19 protein-coding genes are annotated in these 18,144 nt (G+C 63.7%); 14 read left to right on the top strand and 5 right to left on the bottom strand.

Features of this window, described 5'->3' with window-relative positions; all coding sequences use genetic code 11:
• Window positions 1-7: 7 nt before the first annotated feature.
• The gene (locus IF10I1_RS14310) at window positions 8-916 is read right to left on the bottom strand and encodes a LysR family transcriptional regulator (RefSeq protein WP_186424549.1); all 909 of its coding nucleotides are present in this window, start codon (window positions 914-916) and stop codon (window positions 8-10) included.
• 235 nt (window positions 917-1,151) lie between these two features.
• Between IF10I1_RS14310 and IF10I1_RS14305 the strand changes: the two genes are divergently transcribed.
• The 3 genes from IF10I1_RS14305 to IF10I1_RS14295 are packed head-to-tail and all read left to right on the top strand — an operon-like array spanning window position 1,152 to window position 3,408.
• On the top strand, window positions 1,152-1,487 hold the full coding sequence (locus IF10I1_RS14305) for a Dabb family protein (RefSeq protein ID WP_186424598.1): 336 nt from the start codon (window positions 1,152-1,154) through the stop codon (window positions 1,485-1,487).
• Window positions 1,484-2,551 (top strand): maleylacetate reductase, encoded by a 1,068-nt coding sequence (locus IF10I1_RS14300; RefSeq protein WP_186424548.1) that lies wholly within the window; start codon window positions 1,484-1,486, stop codon window positions 2,549-2,551. The genes IF10I1_RS14305 and IF10I1_RS14300 overlap by 4 nt, the downstream gene beginning before the upstream one ends.
• 17 nt (window positions 2,552-2,568) lie before the next feature.
• Complete coding sequence (locus IF10I1_RS14295) at window positions 2,569-3,408, top strand: intradiol ring-cleavage dioxygenase (protein ID WP_186415524.1); 840 nt, start codon at window positions 2,569-2,571, stop codon at window positions 3,406-3,408.
• Window positions 3,409-3,604: 196 nt separating this feature from the next.
• Here IF10I1_RS14295 and IF10I1_RS14290 read toward each other — a convergent pair whose 3' ends face one another.
• Window positions 3,605-4,171 carry a nuclear transport factor 2 family protein gene (locus tag IF10I1_RS14290; protein ID WP_058899900.1) on the bottom strand — a complete coding sequence of 189 codons (567 nt, stop codon included), beginning with the start codon at window positions 4,169-4,171 and terminating at the stop codon, window positions 3,605-3,607.
• Between the two features lie 517 nt (window positions 4,172-4,688).
• Between IF10I1_RS14290 and IF10I1_RS14285 the strand changes: the two genes are divergently transcribed.
• From IF10I1_RS14285 to IF10I1_RS14250, 8 genes are read left to right on the top strand one after another with little or no spacing between them, the layout of a single operon-like run.
• A complete protein-coding gene (locus IF10I1_RS14285; protein WP_186415525.1) occupies window positions 4,689-5,852 on the top strand; it encodes an amidase in 1,164 nt (387 codons plus the stop codon).
• Window positions 5,853-5,854: 2 nt separating this feature from the next.
• Window positions 5,855-6,994: an acyl-CoA dehydrogenase family protein gene (locus IF10I1_RS14280; protein WP_244293755.1), complete on the top strand. Its 1,140-nt coding sequence runs from the start codon at window positions 5,855-5,857 to the stop codon at window positions 6,992-6,994.
• A gap of 36 nt (window positions 6,995-7,030) precedes the next feature.
• Window positions 7,031-7,396, top strand: coding sequence for a hypothetical protein (locus IF10I1_RS14275; RefSeq protein ID WP_050473251.1), 366 nt, complete (start codon window positions 7,031-7,033; stop codon window positions 7,394-7,396).
• Between the two features lie 47 nt (window positions 7,397-7,443).
• Window positions 7,444-8,706, top strand: a complete 1,263-nt coding sequence (locus IF10I1_RS14270; RefSeq protein ID WP_186393321.1) for a Rieske 2Fe-2S domain-containing protein — start codon at window positions 7,444-7,446, stop codon at window positions 8,704-8,706.
• The gene (locus tag IF10I1_RS14265) at window positions 8,703-9,197 is read left to right on the top strand and encodes an aromatic-ring-hydroxylating dioxygenase subunit beta (RefSeq protein WP_186415527.1); all 495 of its coding nucleotides are present in this window, start codon (window positions 8,703-8,705) and stop codon (window positions 9,195-9,197) included. The genes IF10I1_RS14270 and IF10I1_RS14265 overlap by 4 nt, the downstream gene beginning before the upstream one ends.
• Window positions 9,197-9,958, top strand: coding sequence for an SDR family NAD(P)-dependent oxidoreductase (locus IF10I1_RS14260; protein WP_186415528.1), 762 nt, complete (start codon window positions 9,197-9,199; stop codon window positions 9,956-9,958). Before IF10I1_RS14265 ends, IF10I1_RS14260 begins: the two co-directional genes overlap by 1 nt.
• The gene (locus tag IF10I1_RS14255) at window positions 9,955-10,935 is read left to right on the top strand and encodes a PDR/VanB family oxidoreductase (protein WP_186415529.1); all 981 of its coding nucleotides are present in this window, start codon (window positions 9,955-9,957) and stop codon (window positions 10,933-10,935) included. Before IF10I1_RS14260 ends, IF10I1_RS14255 begins: the two co-directional genes overlap by 4 nt.
• 11 nt (window positions 10,936-10,946) lie before the next feature.
• Complete coding sequence (locus tag IF10I1_RS14250; RefSeq protein ID WP_186415530.1) at window positions 10,947-11,453, top strand: flavin reductase; 507 nt, start codon at window positions 10,947-10,949, stop codon at window positions 11,451-11,453.
• A gap of 24 nt (window positions 11,454-11,477) precedes the next feature.
• Here the strand turns inward: IF10I1_RS14250 and IF10I1_RS14245 are convergent, their stop codons facing one another.
• Window positions 11,478-11,978, bottom strand: a complete 501-nt coding sequence (locus tag IF10I1_RS14245) for a MarR family winged helix-turn-helix transcriptional regulator (RefSeq protein WP_208977445.1) — start codon at window positions 11,976-11,978, stop codon at window positions 11,478-11,480.
• A gap of 112 nt (window positions 11,979-12,090) precedes the next feature.
• Here IF10I1_RS14245 and IF10I1_RS14240 point away from each other — a divergent pair, with 112 nt between their 5' ends.
• From IF10I1_RS14240 to IF10I1_RS14230, 3 genes are read left to right on the top strand one after another with little or no spacing between them, the layout of a single operon-like run.
• Window positions 12,091-13,113, top strand: a complete 1,023-nt coding sequence (locus IF10I1_RS14240; RefSeq protein ID WP_186415532.1) for a TRAP transporter substrate-binding protein — start codon at window positions 12,091-12,093, stop codon at window positions 13,111-13,113.
• Complete coding sequence (locus IF10I1_RS14235) at window positions 13,110-13,646, top strand: TRAP transporter small permease (RefSeq protein ID WP_050473245.1); 537 nt, start codon at window positions 13,110-13,112, stop codon at window positions 13,644-13,646. The genes IF10I1_RS14240 and IF10I1_RS14235 overlap by 4 nt, the downstream gene beginning before the upstream one ends.
• Entirely contained in the window at window positions 13,643-14,932 is a 1,290-nt protein-coding gene (locus IF10I1_RS14230; protein ID WP_050473244.1) for a TRAP transporter large permease, read from the top strand. The genes IF10I1_RS14235 and IF10I1_RS14230 overlap by 4 nt, the downstream gene beginning before the upstream one ends.
• Window positions 14,933-15,102: 170 nt before the next feature.
• Here the strand turns inward: IF10I1_RS14230 and IF10I1_RS14225 are convergent, their stop codons facing one another.
• Together IF10I1_RS14225 and IF10I1_RS14220 are read right to left on the bottom strand one after the other, a co-directional pair.
• Window positions 15,103-16,473, bottom strand: coding sequence for an aminotransferase class III-fold pyridoxal phosphate-dependent enzyme (locus tag IF10I1_RS14225; protein ID WP_122520209.1), 1,371 nt, complete (start codon window positions 16,471-16,473; stop codon window positions 15,103-15,105).
• A 98-nt stretch (window positions 16,474-16,571) separates the two neighbouring features.
• Window positions 16,572-18,020 carry an APC family permease gene (locus IF10I1_RS14220; RefSeq protein WP_094461827.1) on the bottom strand — a complete coding sequence of 483 codons (1,449 nt, stop codon included), beginning with the start codon at window positions 18,018-18,020 and terminating at the stop codon, window positions 16,572-16,574.
• Window positions 18,021-18,144: the final 124 nt, after the last annotated feature.

The raw sequence follows: 18,144 nt of genomic DNA, 5'->3' as shown, positions 1-18,144 counted from the left end.
AGACGGCCTACCAGAGCGCCTCGAAGTTGTTGCGCCGGAAGTACTCTACCAGCGCATCGATGAAGAGCCGGGTGCGGGCGGGCATATGGGCGCGGGAGGGAAAGGCCAGGTTCATGCTGAGGCGCGGCAGATGCCAGCCCTCCAGAACCTTGACGAGACGGCCCGACTGAAGATCGTCATGCAGCACATAGGACGGCTGCACGACAATGCCGAGCCCGTCCCTTGCGGCCTGGCGCAGCAGCAGCCCGTCATTGCACACCATGGTGCCGCTGACCGGAAGCCGCATGCTTTCGTTGCCGCGGGTAAAGGTAAGGTTCTCCCAGTCATCGGCAAGGCTGTAGAGCAGCAGGTCGTGGTCCGCCAGATCATGCGGATGGACAGGCGCACCCCGGGCGGCAATGTAGTCCGGCGAGGCGGCGAGGGTGCGCTGGGTCTCCGCCAGCTTGCGGATGGTGATCGAGCTGTCCGCCTCGCCCCGCCGGGTGCGGATGGCAAGGTCGAGACCGTTCTCGATCATGTCGTAATAGCGGTTGGAGGCCTGCAGCTCGATGTTGACCAGCGGATAGCGCGCCCGGAACTCGCGGATCACCGGCATCAGATGCAGTTTGGCAAAGGCAAGCGAGGCACCGACACGGATGGTGCCGCGCGGTTCGGCCGAAACCGCACTGACGCTGGTTTCCGCCTCATTGAGGCTGGAGAGGATTTCCCGGGCACTGGCGGCGAACCGCTCCCCTTCCCCGGTCAGGAACAGCTGCCGCGTGGTCCGCTGCACCAGCCTCACGCCCAGCCGGTTTTCCAGGCTGGTCAGATGCCGGCTGACGCCGGAGACAGACAGGCCGAGCACATCGGCCGCCCGCGTCAGGCTGCCTGCATCGGCGATCTGGGTGAATACCTCAAGCTCTGCCAACCGGTCCATTCTTGCCCCTCCTGCAAGATTGTTACGGTATTATTACCGTATAAACACATATCTTGCAATTGTTCTGTCGCATGCCCGGCGGACGCGTTGATTTTTGCGCGCCGGGCAAGAAACATTCCCAGATTACGGGATTTATCACCTAATCAACCAATGCAACTCTGATGCCACGTGAACAGGGCCGCCGCAAAGAGAAGCAGCCCGCACCAATCCAGAGGGAGCGCCCGCAGTGGACGCGATGACGAAGGGCACCACTGCGGTGCGGCATATCGTGATGTGGAATGTGGCCGGAGAGACACCGGAAGACCGGGATAAGGCCAAGGCACAAATCAAGACGGCCTTTGAAAGCCTGCGCGGGCTGATCCCCGGAATGACCCGTCTGGAGATCGGCATCGATGTGAGCCGCATCGATTACGCCTGCGACGTGGTGCTGTTCAGCGAATTTGAAAGCGCCGAAGCGCTCAAGGCTTATGCAGTTCATCCGGCCCATCTGCGCATTCGTGATGCACTGGAAGGCCTGCGGATCACGCGCCATCAGGTGGATTATCCAGTGAACGGGGAGACGGTCCAATGATGGCAGGCTTTACCTACACGGCCCATCCGGCGCGGGTCATTTTCGCCGATACCGCTCTTGATCAGCTGGACGCGGAGGCCGAGCGGCTGGGAGCAAGGCGGGTGCTGGTCATCACCACCCCGCGCCAGACCGGGCTGATGGACACCATCACGGCAGCGCTGGGGGGCAGGGTCTGTGGCACCTTCGCCGGTGCGGCGATGCACACGCCCGTCGATATCAGCGATCTGGCCGCCGACACCGCCCGCACCCGCAAGGCTGATCTGGTGGTGGCCGCAGGCGGCGGCTCCGCCATCGGCCTGTCCAAGGCGGTGGCGCTGCGCACCGGCCTGCCGCAACTCGTCATCCCCACCACCTATTCCGGCTCGGAGATGACGCCTATTCTCGGCGAGACTCGCAACGGCCAAAAGCAGACGCAGCTTTCGGCCAAGGTGCTGCCGCAGACCGTGCTCTATGACGTCAGCCTCAGCCTTGCCCTGCCTGTCCATGTCAGCATGACCAGCGGCATGAATGCCATCGCCCATGCGGTGGAAGCGCTTTATGCCCGGGACCGCAATCCGGTCATCGGCCTGCTGGCACTCGAGGCCATCGGCGCCATGGCCGCAGCACTGCCCGCCATCCACCGCACGCCTGAGGATGGCGAAGCACGGCGCAAGGCGCTTTATGGCGCGTGGCTCTGCGGCCTGTGCCTTGGCTCCGTCGGCATGGCGCTGCATCACAAGCTCTGCCACACGCTGGGCGGCAGTTTCGCCCTGCCCCATGCCGAGACGCATACGGTGCTCCTGCCCCATGCGCTGGCCTATAATGCCCCGGCCATTCCAGAGGTGATGGATCAGCTGGCCGGCGTTCTGGGCAGCGATCCGGCCCGCCGCCTTCAGGACCTTGCCCGCGCCACGGGCGCACCGGTCAGCCTGGCTGAGATCGGTATGCCGGAAAGCGGCCTTGAGCGGGCAGCAGACATCGCCCTTTCCAACCCCTACTGGAATCCGCGGCCGCTGGAGCGGCAGGCCATTCTGGCCCTGCTCCGGCGCGCCCATGACGGGTCCCTGCCCCGGATGGACAACTGACAGCGAAGGAGACCGCCATGATCGACTACTTCACAGAAGACCGGTCTGCCGAGCAGGTGAACGGCCGCATTGGACCTGCCACCAGCCCGCGCCTTGCCCATGTCATGACCTCACTCGTCAATCACCTGCATGCCTTCATCAAGGACGTGGAACTGACCGAAGAAGAATGGGCCGCAGCCATCAGCTTCCTCACGCGCAGCGGCCAGATCTGCTCGGACACGCGGCAGGAGTTCATCCTGCTGTCGGACATTCTGGGCGTGTCGATGCTGGTGGACGCCATCAACCACCGCCAGCCGGAAGGCGCAACGGAGACGACCGTCTTCGGCCCCTTCCACGTGGACGGCGCGCCGGAGCGGCAGATGGGCGACAGCATCAGCCTCGACGGCAAGGGCGAAACCTGCCTCTTCGAGGGGCGGGTGCTGGATCTGGATGGCAATCCCGTCGAAGGTGCGCTGATTGACGTGTGGTCGGACAATGAAGACGGTTTCTACGACGTGCAGCAGCCCGGAGTGCAGCCGCCCTTCAACAATCGCGGCATCTTCCGCACGGGCGCAGACGGGCGCTATGCCTTCCGCGGCATCCGGCCCGTCTCCTATCCGATCCCCCATGACGGGCCGGCCGGCCAGCTGCTCGAGGCGCTTGGCCGCCACCCCTGGCGGCCCGCCCACATGCATTTCATGGTCACCGCACCGGGCTACCGGAGGGTGATCACCCATCTTTTCGTTTCAGGTGATCCATATCTGGAAAGCGATGCCGTGTTCGGCGTCAAGGCCTCGCTCATCACGCCTTTCGAGCGGGTGAACCGGGACAGCGAAACCTGGCGCGCGGCCTACGACTTCGTGCTGCAGGCAGAATAAGACACGGGTCAGCCACCATGCCCAAAAAAGCTGAAGCCCCAGCGGTGACCGGGGCTTCAGGGCTTATACCAACACTCGATGAACTTGACTCATCGAGTGTCGGTTAAGCCCGTGCGGCGCTTGAGCCTTTTCAAGGCGTGATGCGTCAGCATCTCAGAGCCTTGGTATTATGCCGGTTTCCGGAAAGAGATCCTGCTCAGGGCCGCATCAGCACGGACTTTGACGGATAGTCCGAGGCCCAGGTGGACGGAAGCGGGGCAACGAAGACGTTTTCCGTGCGGGTGCGGGTGATCTTCCAGACCCCGTCCGGCTCCTTGCGGAAGGTGTTGTTGAGGCGCGAGGAGCGCAGCAGCGCCTTGCCGTCGGAGAAGAGCCACGGCTGCATGTGCACCCACTGCCCGTCTGCCGTTGTCCCGCCCTCATGCACGTGGATCTGCTCGGAGGTGAGATAGTGGCAGTTGAGGATCAGGGCCGGATCGGTCTTGCCGCCCCAGAAGCCCTCGAAATGCTTGCGGATGGCCGCCGCCCCCACAGCGCGGCCGAACTGGTTGTCGTAATATTCGCCAACGCCTTCCCACACCGCATCTTCCGTGTAGAGCGCCATGATCAGGTCGATGCGCTCCGCATCGCTGGTCACGCCGAACTCCGGCATGGGTGTGTCGCACAGGAACATGTAACGGGCCTGAAGGCGCCGGATATCGGCTTCCGCTTCCAGCACCTCGATCCGCCGCACCAGTGCGTCCAGCCTTGTGGTCTCAGTCATGACTTCCCCTCTTTTCGTTGCAGATGAACAGGCGCATGAGCCGTCAGATGAACCGGCACACGCCTGCGCGCTGGCGCAAGGCTTGCGCCGTCCACCCTCAGGGTCAAGCGGTAATATTCACGTAATACGGTACAAAAGATGAGTTTTCAATACAGGATTACTCTTCACCGCGTGCAAAACACCTTCAAAACCAAGAACCCTTGCAAAGGCCGCAAGGGCAAGCGGTGCAGCAGACATCACCGGCGCAAAACAGACTTTCAGAATACGCAACAATTCACGTGATTTTACATGTTACGCTTCGGCTGTCTGTATTTCGTTGAAATTACGCCGAGTGTTCATTCCGCGCCTGAAGAGAACGGCACAGCCGATAGGGCTGGCGCCGCATTTCTCGTTCATCTAATTGATTTCAAATAATTTTTTTGATCTTCATCAACGATTTTACGTTGACGGCTTTTCGATTTGCGGTAATTTTACCGTATCCAGAGGGAACGGAGCCGCAAGCGCTCCGCATAGAAAAATGACAAATGACACTTCAGCCCTGACCGGCGGCTCGCCGGTCTTTACGGCCACGCTTGCGCTTGGCCAGACGGGTCCGCGTGTTGCAGTCAAGGACTGCATCGACATCGCGGGCACCGTGACGCGCTGCGGCTCGGCGGCCTTCGACGCGGCCCCTGCCGCCACAGTGCATGCCGATGTGGTGGCGGCCCTGCTTGATGCCGGGTGCCGCATCACCGCCAAGACCAACATGCACGAGCTTGCCTATGGCATGACGGGCGTGAACGCCCGCTTCGGCACCCCGGTCAATCCGCGCTGGCCGGACATCATTCCCGGCGGCTCGTCCTCGGGCTCTGCCGCCGCTGTGGCTGGCGGGCTTGTCGACTTTGCCATCGGCACCGACACCGGCGGCTCCATCCGCCAGCCTGCGGTCTGCTGCGGCGTCATCGGCTTCAAGCCCACCTTCGGGCGGGTCAGCCGCAAGGGCGCAAGCCCGGCGCAAAGCTCGCTCGACTGCATCGGCCCCTTTGCCAGAAGCATGGACCGGATCGAGCAGGCGATGGCCGCACTCGACGCCAGCTTCACCCCGGCACGCCTGACTGCAGCGCCGAAACTTGCCATCACCGGCATGGATGCCGAGCCCGCCATCCTGGCAGCACTCGCCCCGGTGGTCACACCGCAGGCAGGAGCGCTGACCGCCGTGAACCTGCCCTCACTGGAAGCCGCCTTCAAGGCGGGCATGACGGTGATCGGCCGCGAGACAGCAGCAGCCTTCGGCCATCTGGTCACGGAAGGCGCGCCGTTGGGCGCGGATGTGAGGGCGCGCATCGCTGCAGCCATGTCCATCACGGATGAGGATCTGGCCGCTGCCGAAGAGGTGCGCACCCGGTTCACGGCCGAAGTGGATGCCGCCCTTGCCAGCCATGACGCGATCCTGACCCCGGCCCTGCCGGTGGTGCCGCCGCGCCTTTCGCAAGCGGATGATCCGCAGCGGGTTCTCCCCCTCACACGCTATCTGCGGCCGTTCAACCTGTCGGGTCATCCGGCGCTGGTTCTGCCGCTCCTCACGCCGGACGGGCTGCCCGCCGGACTTCAGATCATTGGCCGCAAGCAGGGAGATGAGCAGGTCTGCGCCATCGCCCGCTGGCTTTGCGAGACCTTCAAAGACTTCCAGGTGGAGGAATGACCATGGATGCCCTTACCCAGTCCCCAGCGGACGTGACACTCGAAAGCCTAAAGGCGGAAATCCGGTCCCGCAGGCATGAATTTCATCAGCTGCGCCACATCCCGATTGATATCGTGCGCCAGTTTCAGGCCATCGGCGTCTACCGTGCCTTCGTGCCCCAGCGTTTTGGCGGCGACGCCCTGTCTCCGGCGGCCTTCTGCCGGCTGATCGAGGACATCGCCAGCGCCGATGCCTCGGCCGGCTGGGTTGCCAGCTTTGGCGTCTCGGCCACCTATCTGGCGGCCCTGCCGAAGGAAACCTATGCCTCCATCTACAGCAAGGACCCCAACACAGTCTTTGCAGGCGGCTTGTTCCCTCCTCAACTTGCCAAGCGCGTGCCCGGCGGGCTGGAAGTCACCGGCCGCTGGCCCTGGGGCTCCGGCGTCATGGGCGCCTCTCTGGTCGGTGCCGGCATCAAGATCGAAGGCGAGGACAGCCCGCTGCCCCGCACCGCCGTCATGCCCCGCCATGCCGTTACCGTGGACGAGACCTGGGACACGGTCGGCCTGCGCGCCACTGGCAGTCACGACATCGTCGCAAACAAGGTCGTGGTGCCGGAAGAATGGACCTTCATCCGGGGCGGCAAGCCGGAAATGGACGACCCGATCTTCCACTATCCGGCGATGGCGCTCGCAGCACAGGTGCTGGCCGTCGTCGCCCTTGGCACCGCACGTGCGGCTCTCGACTGGCTGAGCGAGGACGCCACCAAGCGCGCCTCCATCACCGGCGCACCGAGCCCTGCGGCACGCGGCTATATCCAGACAGGCTTTGCCCGTGCGGAAGGCCTTCTGTCCGGCGCAAGGGCCGGTTTCTACGACGCCATCGAGGAAGGCTGGCAGCAGATGCTCGAAAAGGGCGAGGTTGACCGCGCCACGCACATCCGCCTGCGCCATGCCGCCTCCAAGGCCGCCGAAGACGGTGCCGAGGCCGCCCGCCTTGCCTTCGTCATGGGCGGCTCCGACGCGATGATGAGCGGTCATCCGCTCGGCCGCTGCATGATCGATGCGGCCTGCGTTGCCCAGCACGCCTTCATCGGCGCAGGCAGCTGGCAGGCGGCGGGCGCCGCGCTGCTCGGCCAGCCCGTGCCCCCCGGCTACCCGTGAGACATTCATTCTCATTTCCATTGAAAGGATAAACAAATGGCTGAAGCCAAACAGATCCGCACCCTGCTCTGCATTGCCGTGCACCAGAACTTCTTCGATCTGCCCTTCGACAAGATCGGCAGCGTCTGGACGGGCTTTGCCACGTTCATGTCGAGCGTTGCCAAGATGGACGGCGTGACCGTCCTGGGCACCATCGATGACGACGAGACCATGGTCGGCACCTCGCCCACGGGCTTCCCGTGGACCTGCTACATGCTCTGCGACTTCCCGGACCGGGATGCCGTAGTCGCGGCCTGCAACCTGTTCCGCACCATTCAGGTCGGCGACGAGAACCACCGCCTGTGGCGCTACATGCGCATCGAGGCACGCATGGGCCGTGCGCTGCAGATCCCGGATCTGTGAGACGCCGCCATCAGGGTCAAAGCAACAAACCAGAGGAAAGAGCTCAAATGACGATCGCCGCAACACAACCGCAACCCGGTGATCTGGTCGAATTCGACCGGGTCAAGACGCCGATGTACGAGGACGAGGCACTTTTCGAGGAAGAGCTGGAGCGCATTTTCGGCCGCACCTGGGTGTGGGTCGCCCACACTTCCGAAATCCCGGACAAGGGCTCCTTCGTCCGCTCCTGGGTTGGCCGCCAGCCGGTCATCGTGGTGCGGGACCGCAAGAACGAGATCCACGTGATGGTCAACCGCTGCCGCCACCGGGCCGCAACGGTGTGCGAGGTGAAGAAGGGCAAGACCTCCTCCTTCCAGTGCCCCTATCACGGCTGGGGCTACGGCCTCGACGGCTCCCTGCGCGGGTTGCCCTATCCGGAGCAGTATGGCGAGGACTTCGACAAGGAAGCTCACGGCCTGAAGAAGCTGCGGGTGGAAAGCTATCAGGGCATGATCTTCGCCACCTTCAACGAGGAGATCGAGCCGCTGGAAAGCTTCCTTGCCGGAGCGAAGAAGTGGATCGACCTGTTCATGAAGCAGGGCGGCGGCTTCCCCATCAAGGTACTGGGCGAACATCAGTTCACCTTCCCGGGCAACTGGAAGATCCAGTTGGAGAACACCACCGACGCCTACCACTTCCCCGTGGTGCACAAGTCCTTCCTGCAGTCGCTGGACAAGGAAGCCGAAGCCACCTTCACCTTCCTTGAGGGCGAAGGCTTCGTGGAAGACCTCGGCAACGGCCATTCGGTGATGGTGATGATGCCGGAACTCGTCGACCTCGACGACAACCTCGACGCCGCCATTCCGCAGCGCTTTGAAGCGCTGGCGCAGGAACTGCGGGACGAAGGCTATCCGGAAGATCAGGTGCGCAAGATCGTGCGTGCGGTGGGCGGTGCAGGCTTCAACCTGAATCTCTTCCCGAACGTCTCCTTCTCCCTGTCCTTCTTCCGCGTGCTGCGCCCGATCAACGTGCGTGAAACCGGCATCCGCCACATCGCGCTCGGCATGGACGGTGGCCCGGTGGCGGCCAACCGCATGCGCCTGCGCCTGCACGAGCATTTCCAGGGCCCGCTCGGCTTCGGCTCTCCCGATGATGCGGAAGTGTGGGAACGCGTCCAGCGCGGCACGCTGGGCGGTGAGGATCTGCCGATCCTCGTCAATCGCGGCCTTGTTGACGAAGTGCCCGGCGAACACGGCCCGCGCGGCCACGTGAGCGCGGAGACCGGCATGCGCGCCGCCTATCAGATGTGGAAGAGGATGATGGACCAATGAACTCGATGAGCACCATCACATCCGCAGTGACCCTGCAGGAAATCGCCGAATTCGTCTGGAACGAGGCCGAGCTGCTGGACCGCAAGGACTATGACGCCTGGCTCGCCCTGTGGGCTGGCGAAGGCCATTACATCATGCCGATCAATCCGGATGGCAATTACGAGGACGAGCTGAACCTGTGCTACGACGACGCAAAGATGCGCAAGATGCGGATCGAGCGTTTTCAGGCCGGTTTCTCCATCTCCTCCGCGCCTCCGGCCCAGACCATCCGCACCGTCTCGCGCTTCGTTATCGAGGCACAGGACGGGGAGACGGTGACGCTGCGCTGCTCCCAGCACCTGATCGAGGACAAGTTCGGCCGCCAGCGCGTCTTTGGCGCGAACCTGCGCTATGTGCTGCTGCGCACCGGAAACGGCCTGCGCATCCGTGACAAGGTGGCAACGCTGCTCAACTCTGACGGGGAGCTGACTGCGCTCAGCTATCTGTTCTGATGGCAGCGCCGCTTCCTGAAAAGATCCAGACAGCCGTCGTGACGGGCGGGGCCACCGGTTTCGGTGCCCTGGCCGTCCGGGCCCTGCACAAGGCCGGTTTCCGCGTCGTCATCACCGACGTGGATCCCGGCCCCGCCGAAGCGCTGGCGCAGGAGCTTGACCTGGCCGGGGAGACGGCGGTCATCGGCACGCTGGACGTGACGAAGCCGGACGACTTCCAGAGCATCCTCGACCGCAGCGTCGAGCGCTGGGGTTCGGTCGAGGTGCTGGTGAACAACGCCGCCCGCACCGCCGTCCAGCCCGTGCTGGAGATCGATCCGGCTGACTTCAACGCCATCATGGCGGTGAATGCAGGCGGCACCTTCACCGGCTGCCAGATCTTCGGCCGCCATTTCCGCGACCGCGGCTATGGCCGGATCATCAACATGGCCTCGCTCGCGGGCCAGAACGGCGGCACCGCCACAGGCGCGCATTATGCCGCCTCCAAGGGCGCGATCCTGACGCTGACGAAGATCTTCGCCCGTGATCTCGCCCCCTTCGGCGTCACCTGCAACGCCATCGCCCCCGGTCCCATGGACACGCCGATGGTGCGCTCGGTGATCACCCCGGAAAAGATGGCCGGTGCGCTGGCCAATATCCCGGTGGGGAAACTGGGGGACCCGGATTTCGTGGCCGGGCTGGTCGCCCTTCTGGCCGGCCCTGAGGCAGCATTCGTCACCGGCGCCTGCTGGGACGTCAACGGCGGGATCTACATGCGATGAATGCGATCAGTCCGAAACAGACGCTTGAGCTGACCGTCACCGAGCGGATCGAGGAACCGGGCAACATCATCCGCCTGCGGCTGGCAAGCCCGGGCGGGGAGCCCCTGCCCCCGTTCACCGCCGGTGCCCATCTCGACATCCACCTTCAGGACGGCGGGCTCGACCTGTGGCGGCAGTACTCGCTCTGCTCGGACCCTGCCACGAATACGGCTTACGAAATCGGCGTGCTGAAGGACCCGAAGAGCCGTGGCGGCTCGGAGGCGGTCCACCGGCTGGCAACACCCGGCGCGCGCTTCCGGATCGAGGGCCCGCGCAATCACTTTCCGCTGGAGGAAAGCGCCACCCGCACGGTGCTTTTCGGCGGCGGCATCGGCATCACGCCGATGCTGGCCATGGCCCAGCGCCTCCATGCCCTCGGCCGGGACTTCACCCTGCATTACTGCACCCGTTCGGCCGGCATCACGGCGTTCCGCAGCATGATTGCGGCAAGCCCCTGGGCGGACCGGGTGGTCTTCCATCATGACGATGAAGACGAGGCCCAGCGCCTGCAGCTGCCGCGTGACCTGCCGGAGCCCGGCGCCGGAACGCACCTTTATGTCTGCGGGCCGCAGGGCTTCATGGACTGGGTGATTTCCAGCGCCGAGGCAATGGGCCATGCCCCGTCGCACGTGCACCGCGAGTATTTCTCCGCCGATGTGGACATCACCGGCGAAAGCTTCGAGGTGGAGGCGCGCCTGTCCGGCGTCACGGTGACGGTTGGCCCGGAGGACACCATCGCCAAGGCACTGGCCCGTGCAGGCGTGAAAATCGAGGTAAAGTGCGAGGAAGGTGTCTGCGGCACCTGCGTGACGGATGTGCTGGAGGGCACGCCCGATCACCGCGACCAGTTCCTGACGGACGGTGAGAAGGAAGAAGGCTCGATGATCTGCGCCTGCTGCTCACGCGCCTGCACCTCGCGCCTCGTGCTCGACATCTGAGGAGGAAAGTCATGACCGAGACCCCAATTCCCCCGGAAATCACAGCCTTCCGTGAAGGCATGAGCCGTCTGGGGGCCGCCGTCAATCTGGTGACGACCGATGGCCCCTCCGGGCGCCATGGCATGATCGTCTCGGCCGTCTGTTCAGTGACCGACAGCCCGCCGATGCTGCTGGCCTGCATCAACCAGAACGCCTATGCCCATGACGCCTTTCTGGCCAATGGCACGCTCTGCGTGAATGTGCTGCGGCCCGGGCACCGGGATCTGTCGCGTGCCTTCACAAGGTGGACGGGCGAAGACCGCTTCTCGCAGGCCGGATGGGACACGCTGGAGACGGGCGCCCCCGTTCTTCAGGGTGCAGCCGTGGCTTTCGATTGCCGTATCATCGACCGTCAGCAGAAGGGCACCCATTCCGTGCTCTTCTGTGAGGTGGCCGCAACCCGGCTGTGGTCCGGCACGCCGGAAGGGCTGATCTGGTTCAGCCGCGCCTTCCATCAGCTTGAAGCCGCGGCGGGGTAAGCGATGGCAGGACCGGCAGCGCGCTCAGATCTCTCCCAGACCGTCGAAGACCTTCTCCAGAAGGCCGTTGAGTGCTGCCAGTTCCTCGCTGGAGATATTGATGAAGGACGCAGCGAGGATCTTGTCTGCTTCCATGAGGGCACGGCGGCGCATATCGTCGCCCCTGGGTGTCAGGGTCACTTCGGTGACGCGGCCATCCGTCGGACGGACACGGGTGGTGACCAGACCATCGGCCAGCATGCGCTGCACGATCTTCGTGGCGGTGTTGAGCTTGAGCACGCTGTAGTCGGCAATCTCGGAGACACTGAGGTAGCCGTCCTCGTGCAGCGACATCAGCACGCGCCAGCGCGGCATGTCGAGATCGATGGGCTTCAGACGGCGCTCCAGCACCTGCACGTAACGCCCGTTCACACGGGAAATCCAGTAAAACGGCCAGTTCCGCTTCATCCGCTTCACAGCCTGCTCGCCCTCGTTGAGAGCGGCCTCTGCGGCCAGAGAGACGTGAGCGGTGTCGGATGCAGTCATGGCCAGTCTTTCCAAGGTTTCGAGGGGCGCAAAGCCTCCGAACAGCGGCGGTCGCAATGAGCCGATTGCCGGTTGCATGCATAACAATACACCAGAGGGGAATTAGATGAAAATGAACGTGATCACAAGTTTTGCTCTTGCCGGTGCAACGGCACTTGGCCTGATGACGGGCGTGGCCTCTGCCCAGACCGTGCTGACCCTGAACAGCTGGCTGCCGCCCAGCCACCCGCAGGTCACCCAGCTGATGCAGCCGATGGCAGAAGACATCGAGCGCGTCACGGAAGGCCGCGTCAAGGTACAGATCCTGCCGGCGCCGCTCGCTCCCCCGCCTGCCTCCTTCGACCTTGCCAAGAATGGCGTGGCCGACATCACCTACGCCGTCAACGGCTACACGCCGGGCCGCTTCAAGACCGCCGTTCTGGGCGAGATGCCGTTCCTGGGCGACAGCGCGGAAGCCGTCTCCCTCGGCTACTGGCGCACCTATGAGAAGATGCTGAAGGACGCCAACGAATACGAAGGTGTCAAAGTTCTTGCTTTGTTCACACACGGTCCCGGCGCCATCTTCATGAAGGGCGGCGAACTGACCACGCCGGAAGCCATTGCAGGCAAGAAGGTGCGCGTCGGCAGCACGCTGGCCCACGACCTTGCCACCGGCCTTGGCGCCGTGCCCGTGGAAGGCCCCTCCTCCAAGGCCTACGAGCTTCTGTCCCAGGGCATTGCCGACGGCATTCTCTTCCCCTTCGAATCCGTCAGCTTCTTCAACCTGATCCCGCTGCTGGATCAGGGCCTGGAGTTCCCCGGCGGGCTCTACAACACCACCATGTTCATCGTCATGAACCAGGCGAAGTTCGACAGCCTGGACCCGAAGGACCGTGAAGCCATCGAAACCGTCATCGGCGAGCCGCTGGTCCGCCGCGCCGGCAAGATGTGGGATACCGTCGACGCCGCCGGCCGCAGCGCCATGGAAGGCAAGATCACCCTGCACAAGGCAACGGCGGAAGAAGTCGAGGCCCTCAAGGTCAAGTTCCAGCCGGTGATCGACAAGCGCATCGCGGAAGTCTCCACCAGCGGCGTCGATGGCGCTGCGGCCTATGAGATGCTGCAGGCGGAAATCGCCAAGGCCGCCGCTGAATGAGCACCTGCGTCCAGAAGACGCCCATCATCGGGGAAAGGCCTGCGCGCAGCGCGGGCCTGACCTGGTTCCGGATGGGCCTTGCCGGCATCTGTGCGGTCATGCTGACCGCCATGATGCTGCTCACCGTGGCCGATGTGGTCGGCCGCTATTTTCTCGCATCCCCGGTTCAGGGCGCCACCGAACTGACCGAAATGCTGCTTGCGGCGGTGATCTTCATCGGCCTGCCCGCCGCGACGCTGGATGATGACCATGTGACCGTGGACATGCTGACCGCCCGCCTGCCCTGGGCGGTGGAGAGACTGCGCAGGCCCGTGGTTGCCTTTGCCTCCGCCGCCATCCTGTGTGTCATCGGCTGGCGCCTTTGGGCCGCGGCCGCGCAGGTCGGCTCCTATGGCGGCACCACGATCAGCCTGCAGATCCCGCTGGCCCCGCTCGGCTACCTCGTTTCGATCTTCACCGGGCTTGCCGCCCTCATCCTTGTCGCCAAAGCCATTGCCTGCCTCCTTCCGGTGCAGGCTGGGAGGCCCGAATGAACCATTGGGAAGTCGGCATCCTCATCCTCTTCGCCCTTCTGGCCGCCGGACTCCCGATCAGCTTTGCGCTGGCCGCCGTCGGCACCGCCGGAACGGTCGCCATCATCGGCCTCAACCCGGCCCTGTCCCTGCTGGGCCAGACCTTCTTTGACAACAGCCGCAGCTACTCCCTGTCGATCCTTCCCCTCTTCCTGATGATGGGCAACTTCGTCGTGCAGTCGGGCATCGCGCAGGATCTCTACAACGCCGCCTATGCCTGGCTGAGGCACCGGCGCGGCGGACTGGCGGTGGCGACCGTCTTTGCCTGCGGCGGCTTCTCGTCCGTCTGCGGCTCGTCCCTTGCCACAGCTTCGACCATGGCGAAGATCGCCCTGCCCTCCATGCGCAAGTATGGCTATCCGGACGGGCTCTCCACCGCCTCCATCGCGGCGGGCGGCACGCTGGGCATTCTCATCCCGCCGTCGGTGATCCTCGTCTTCTACGGGATCATGACCCAGCAGGACATCGGCAAGCTGTTCCTGGCCGGCATCGTTCCGGGCATCATCGGCATTCTCGGCTATGCGCTTGCGGTGATCATCTCCGTGCGCATCGGCAAGCTGGATCTGCCGGTGGAACCGAAACTGCCGCTGATGGACCGCATCCGCGCGCTGAAGGGCATCAGCGGTGCCATGCTGCTCTTCGTCTTCGTCATGGGCGGCATTTATCTCGGCGTCTTCACCCCCACCGAAAGCGCCGGCATGGGCGCGGCAGGCGCCTTCCTGCTCGTCATCATCCAGCGGCGGCTCAACCTGCGCCAGACGATCATGACGCTCTACGAGACCGCCAAGACCACGGCCGTGATGTTCTTCATCCTGTTCGGTGCCCTCACCTTCACCAACTATGTCAACCTCTCCGGCATGACGCAGGACATTCAGACGATGCTCAATTCGGTGGGCAACCATCCGATGCTGATCATCCTGATGATCACGGCCATCTACCTGCTGCTTGGCTGCGTGCTGGAAGGCCTGTCCATGATCACGCTGACCATTCCGGTGTTCTACCCGATTGTCGCGGCCTCCGGCTTCGACCTCATCTGGTTCGGCATCTATGTGGTGATCGTCACCGAGGTCAGCTACATCACCCCGCCCGTCGGCCTCAATGCCTTCGTGCTGCGGTCGGTGGTGCGCGATGTCAGCCTTGGCACCATCTTCCGGGGCCTTGGCGTCTTCGTTGCGGTGGATGTGGGCCGCATCGCCCTGATCCTCGCCTTCCCGGCCATAGTTCTCTTCGTGCCGCGGATGATGTGAGACCAACTCCCGATGAGACTTACTCATCGGGAGTTGGTTAAGCCCGTGCGGCGCCTGAGCCATATCAAGGCGTGATGCGTCAGCATCGTAAGCCTTGGCATGATAGGCCGGAGGTGTGAAGAAAGGGCCCCGCCGGATATCACTCCGGCGGGGCCTTTCCATTTGCAGGATCAGAGTTCCTTCTCGACCTTGGCAAAGGCCTTGCCGAGGGCGGCGACCAGGATGGAGATTTCCTCCTCGCCGATGACCAGCGGGGGTGAGAGGATGATGGTGGAACCGGCCGGGCGGACAATCGCGCCTTCCTGACGGGCGTAGAAGGCCACCTTCTCGGCAATGCCGTTGGACGGATCAAGCGGTGCACGGGTCTTCTTGTCGCCAACGAGATCGATGCCGACCATCAGCCCCTTGCCGCGCACTTCGCCGATGATCGAGGAGACGCCTTCCAGCGGCTTCAAGCCATCGAGCAGCACCTTGCCCATGCGGGCGGCGTTGCCCGGCAGGTCTTCCCGTTCGACGATGTCGAGTGCCGCGAGAGCTGCGGCACAGGCGAGCGGGTGGCCGGTGGAGGTATAGCCGTGCATCAGGAAGCCGCCCGGCGTCACATCCTTGTACCAGGCCGAGGCCACGCGGCGGTTCAGCACGGTGGCGCCCAGCGGCACATAACCGGCCGAAATGCCCTTTGCGAGGCACATGATATCCGGCTTTACGCCCCAGCCGCGCGAGCCGAACATGGAGCCCGACCGGCCAAAGCCGGTGACGACCTCATCGGCGATCAAGAGCACGCCGTAGCGGTCGCAGATCTCGCGCACCTTCGGCCAGAAGGAGGCCGGCGGCACGATCACCCCGCCCGCGCCCTGCACCGGCTCGGCGATGAAGGCAGCCACCGTCTGCGGTCCCTGATGATAGATCTCGCGCTCCAGCAGGCGGGCAATGATTTCCGAGAGTTCTTCCGGGTCTTCCGTGTAGGGGTTGCGGTAGGTCCAGGGCGTGTCGATCTGGGTGCAGCCCGGCAGCAGCGGCTCGTAGGCGCCGCGGTAATAGGGCGAGCCGTTGACGGAAACACCACCGAAATGCACGCCGTGATAGCCGTTCTTCATGGAGATGAACTTGTAGCGGCCCGGCTCTCCGGCAAGCTGCCAGTACTGACGTGCGAGCTTCAGCGCGGTCTCCACCGCATCCGACCCGTTGGCGCTGAAGAACACCTTGTCCATGTCCTCCTCGGCGGCCATCTCACAGACCTTGGCCGAGAGTTCGATGGAGGGCGGTGTGGTGGTACCGGCAAAGGACGAGTAATAGGAAATGCGGTCCATCTGGGCGATGATCGCTTCCTTCACCTCACGCCGGTTGTGACCGACGTTGACGTTCCACAGGCCGCCGAAACCGTCCACATAGCGCTTGCCGTCAATGTCGGTGACATAGCAGCCGTCACCGGAGACGATGATCTGCGGCGGATTGGCCTGCGAGATCAGCGGATGGATCATCGGGTGGAACTGATGCCGCGTGTTGTTCTCGCGGATGAAGTTGGACGTTTTGTCGAGCATTGACTGCTCCTCCTTTGGATGGATTTCGTGTTCTTGCTTGTTGGAATGATGCTGCCGGGCGGACAGGCTCTGTGGCAGAACCGCCCGGCAGGAAGGGATCACTCGAAGACAGCGCCGAGGTTCTTGTAGAGGTCCGGCTGGCGGCTCTTGATCCGCATGGCGAAAAGGAACCCGGCAAGGCCGCAAAGGGCGATGAGAACCGGGAAGGACTGCACCAGCGCACTGTCACTGCCCGACAGAAGCTCCAGATTGCTGCTGACCAGCAGGATGGCGCCACCAAGCCCCACGACCGACAGGGCCGGCATGATCCGCGTGACGAGGATGCTGTGCTCATGGCCATGCTGGCGGCGGAAGTAGGCGATGATGGCCAGCGACACGAGGAACTGCACCATCAGGATGCCAAGCACCGCAAGAGCGGACATCCAGGAGAACACCACTGCATAGGCATCTGCGCCGCCGATGATGAAGATCGCAAGAATGCTTGCGGCAATCGCCGACTGAAGCCAGCCGGCCGCCGCCGGAGAGCCATGCGCGGCACTGACCTTGCCGAAGATCTTCGCAATCAGCCCCTCACGGCCGAGGGCGAAGAAATAACGGTTCAGCGTGTTGTGGAAGGACAGGACGCAGGCAAACAGCGAGACGATGAGCAGGATTTCCATGGCCGTGACCGACCAGGGGCCCAGCACATCGGCAGCGGCATTGAAATACAGCGTCTCAAGACCGGCTTCCGCCGTCTGCTGGATCACGGACGAGCCGTAATGCTGCGCGATGGCCCAGGTGGAGAAGGCATAGAAACCGGTGATCAGCAGCACCGCCGTATAGGTGGCGCGGGGGATCGTGCGGTCCGGATCGCGGGCTTCCTCACCGAAGATGGCGGTTGATTCAAATCCAATGAAAGAACCGATCACGAAGACCAGTGCCACGCCCAGCCCCGGTGAAAACACGACGGACGGCGCGAAATTCTCAAGGCTGAGGCCTTCCGGGCCACCGCCGCGCAGCAGGATGCCGACATCCAGCATCAGGAGGATGGCGATTTCCAGCACCATGGCGACGCCAAGGATCTTGCCGGAGAAGGAAATGTTGCGCTGGCCGCAGAGATGGACCACCGCAAGGGCCGCCAGCGACCATGCCCACCAGGGCGCTTCCAGCCCGAGCCCGGCCATGGCACCTGCCGTGAAGACGCCGAAGAGCGCGTAGACGGCAATCTGCACCGAACTGTAGGTCACCAGCGCCATGACGGCCCCGGCGACGCCCATCGGCTTGCCAAGTCCTTGCGAGATATAGGTGTAGAAGGCACCGGCACCGCCGACATGGCGGCTCATGGCCGTGAACCCGGCCGAGAAGATGATGTAGAGAAGACCCGCCAGCACGAAGGCGCCGGGAACACCGGCCCCGTTGCCGAAGGCGAAAGCCACAGGCGAAGCCCCCGCCACAGCCGTCAAAGGCGCGGCTGCTGCAACCACAAAGAAGACAATATGCGCCAGCCCGACCGAGTTGCGGGCAAGCCGCACCTCTCCGCCGGCGCGAGTATTCGCGTCGATCGTCATGTTTTTACCCCTGGAAGTTCATTTTTATTCTTTGAGTATGACCGCGCGCGGCGCCAGTCCCATTGCACTATGCGTCAAACTTCCGATAATATGCGCCACATTCCCGTAATTCTGCGTAAGGGAA

Origin of the sequence: Pannonibacter sp. I15F10I1 (assembly GCF_900185665.1) — a bacterium.
Taxonomy (GTDB): domain Bacteria; phylum Pseudomonadota; class Alphaproteobacteria; order Rhizobiales; family Stappiaceae; genus Pannonibacter; species Pannonibacter indicus.
The sequence above is the reverse complement of the archived record's forward strand: the minus strand, read 5'-3'. Positions and strand labels throughout refer to the sequence as shown.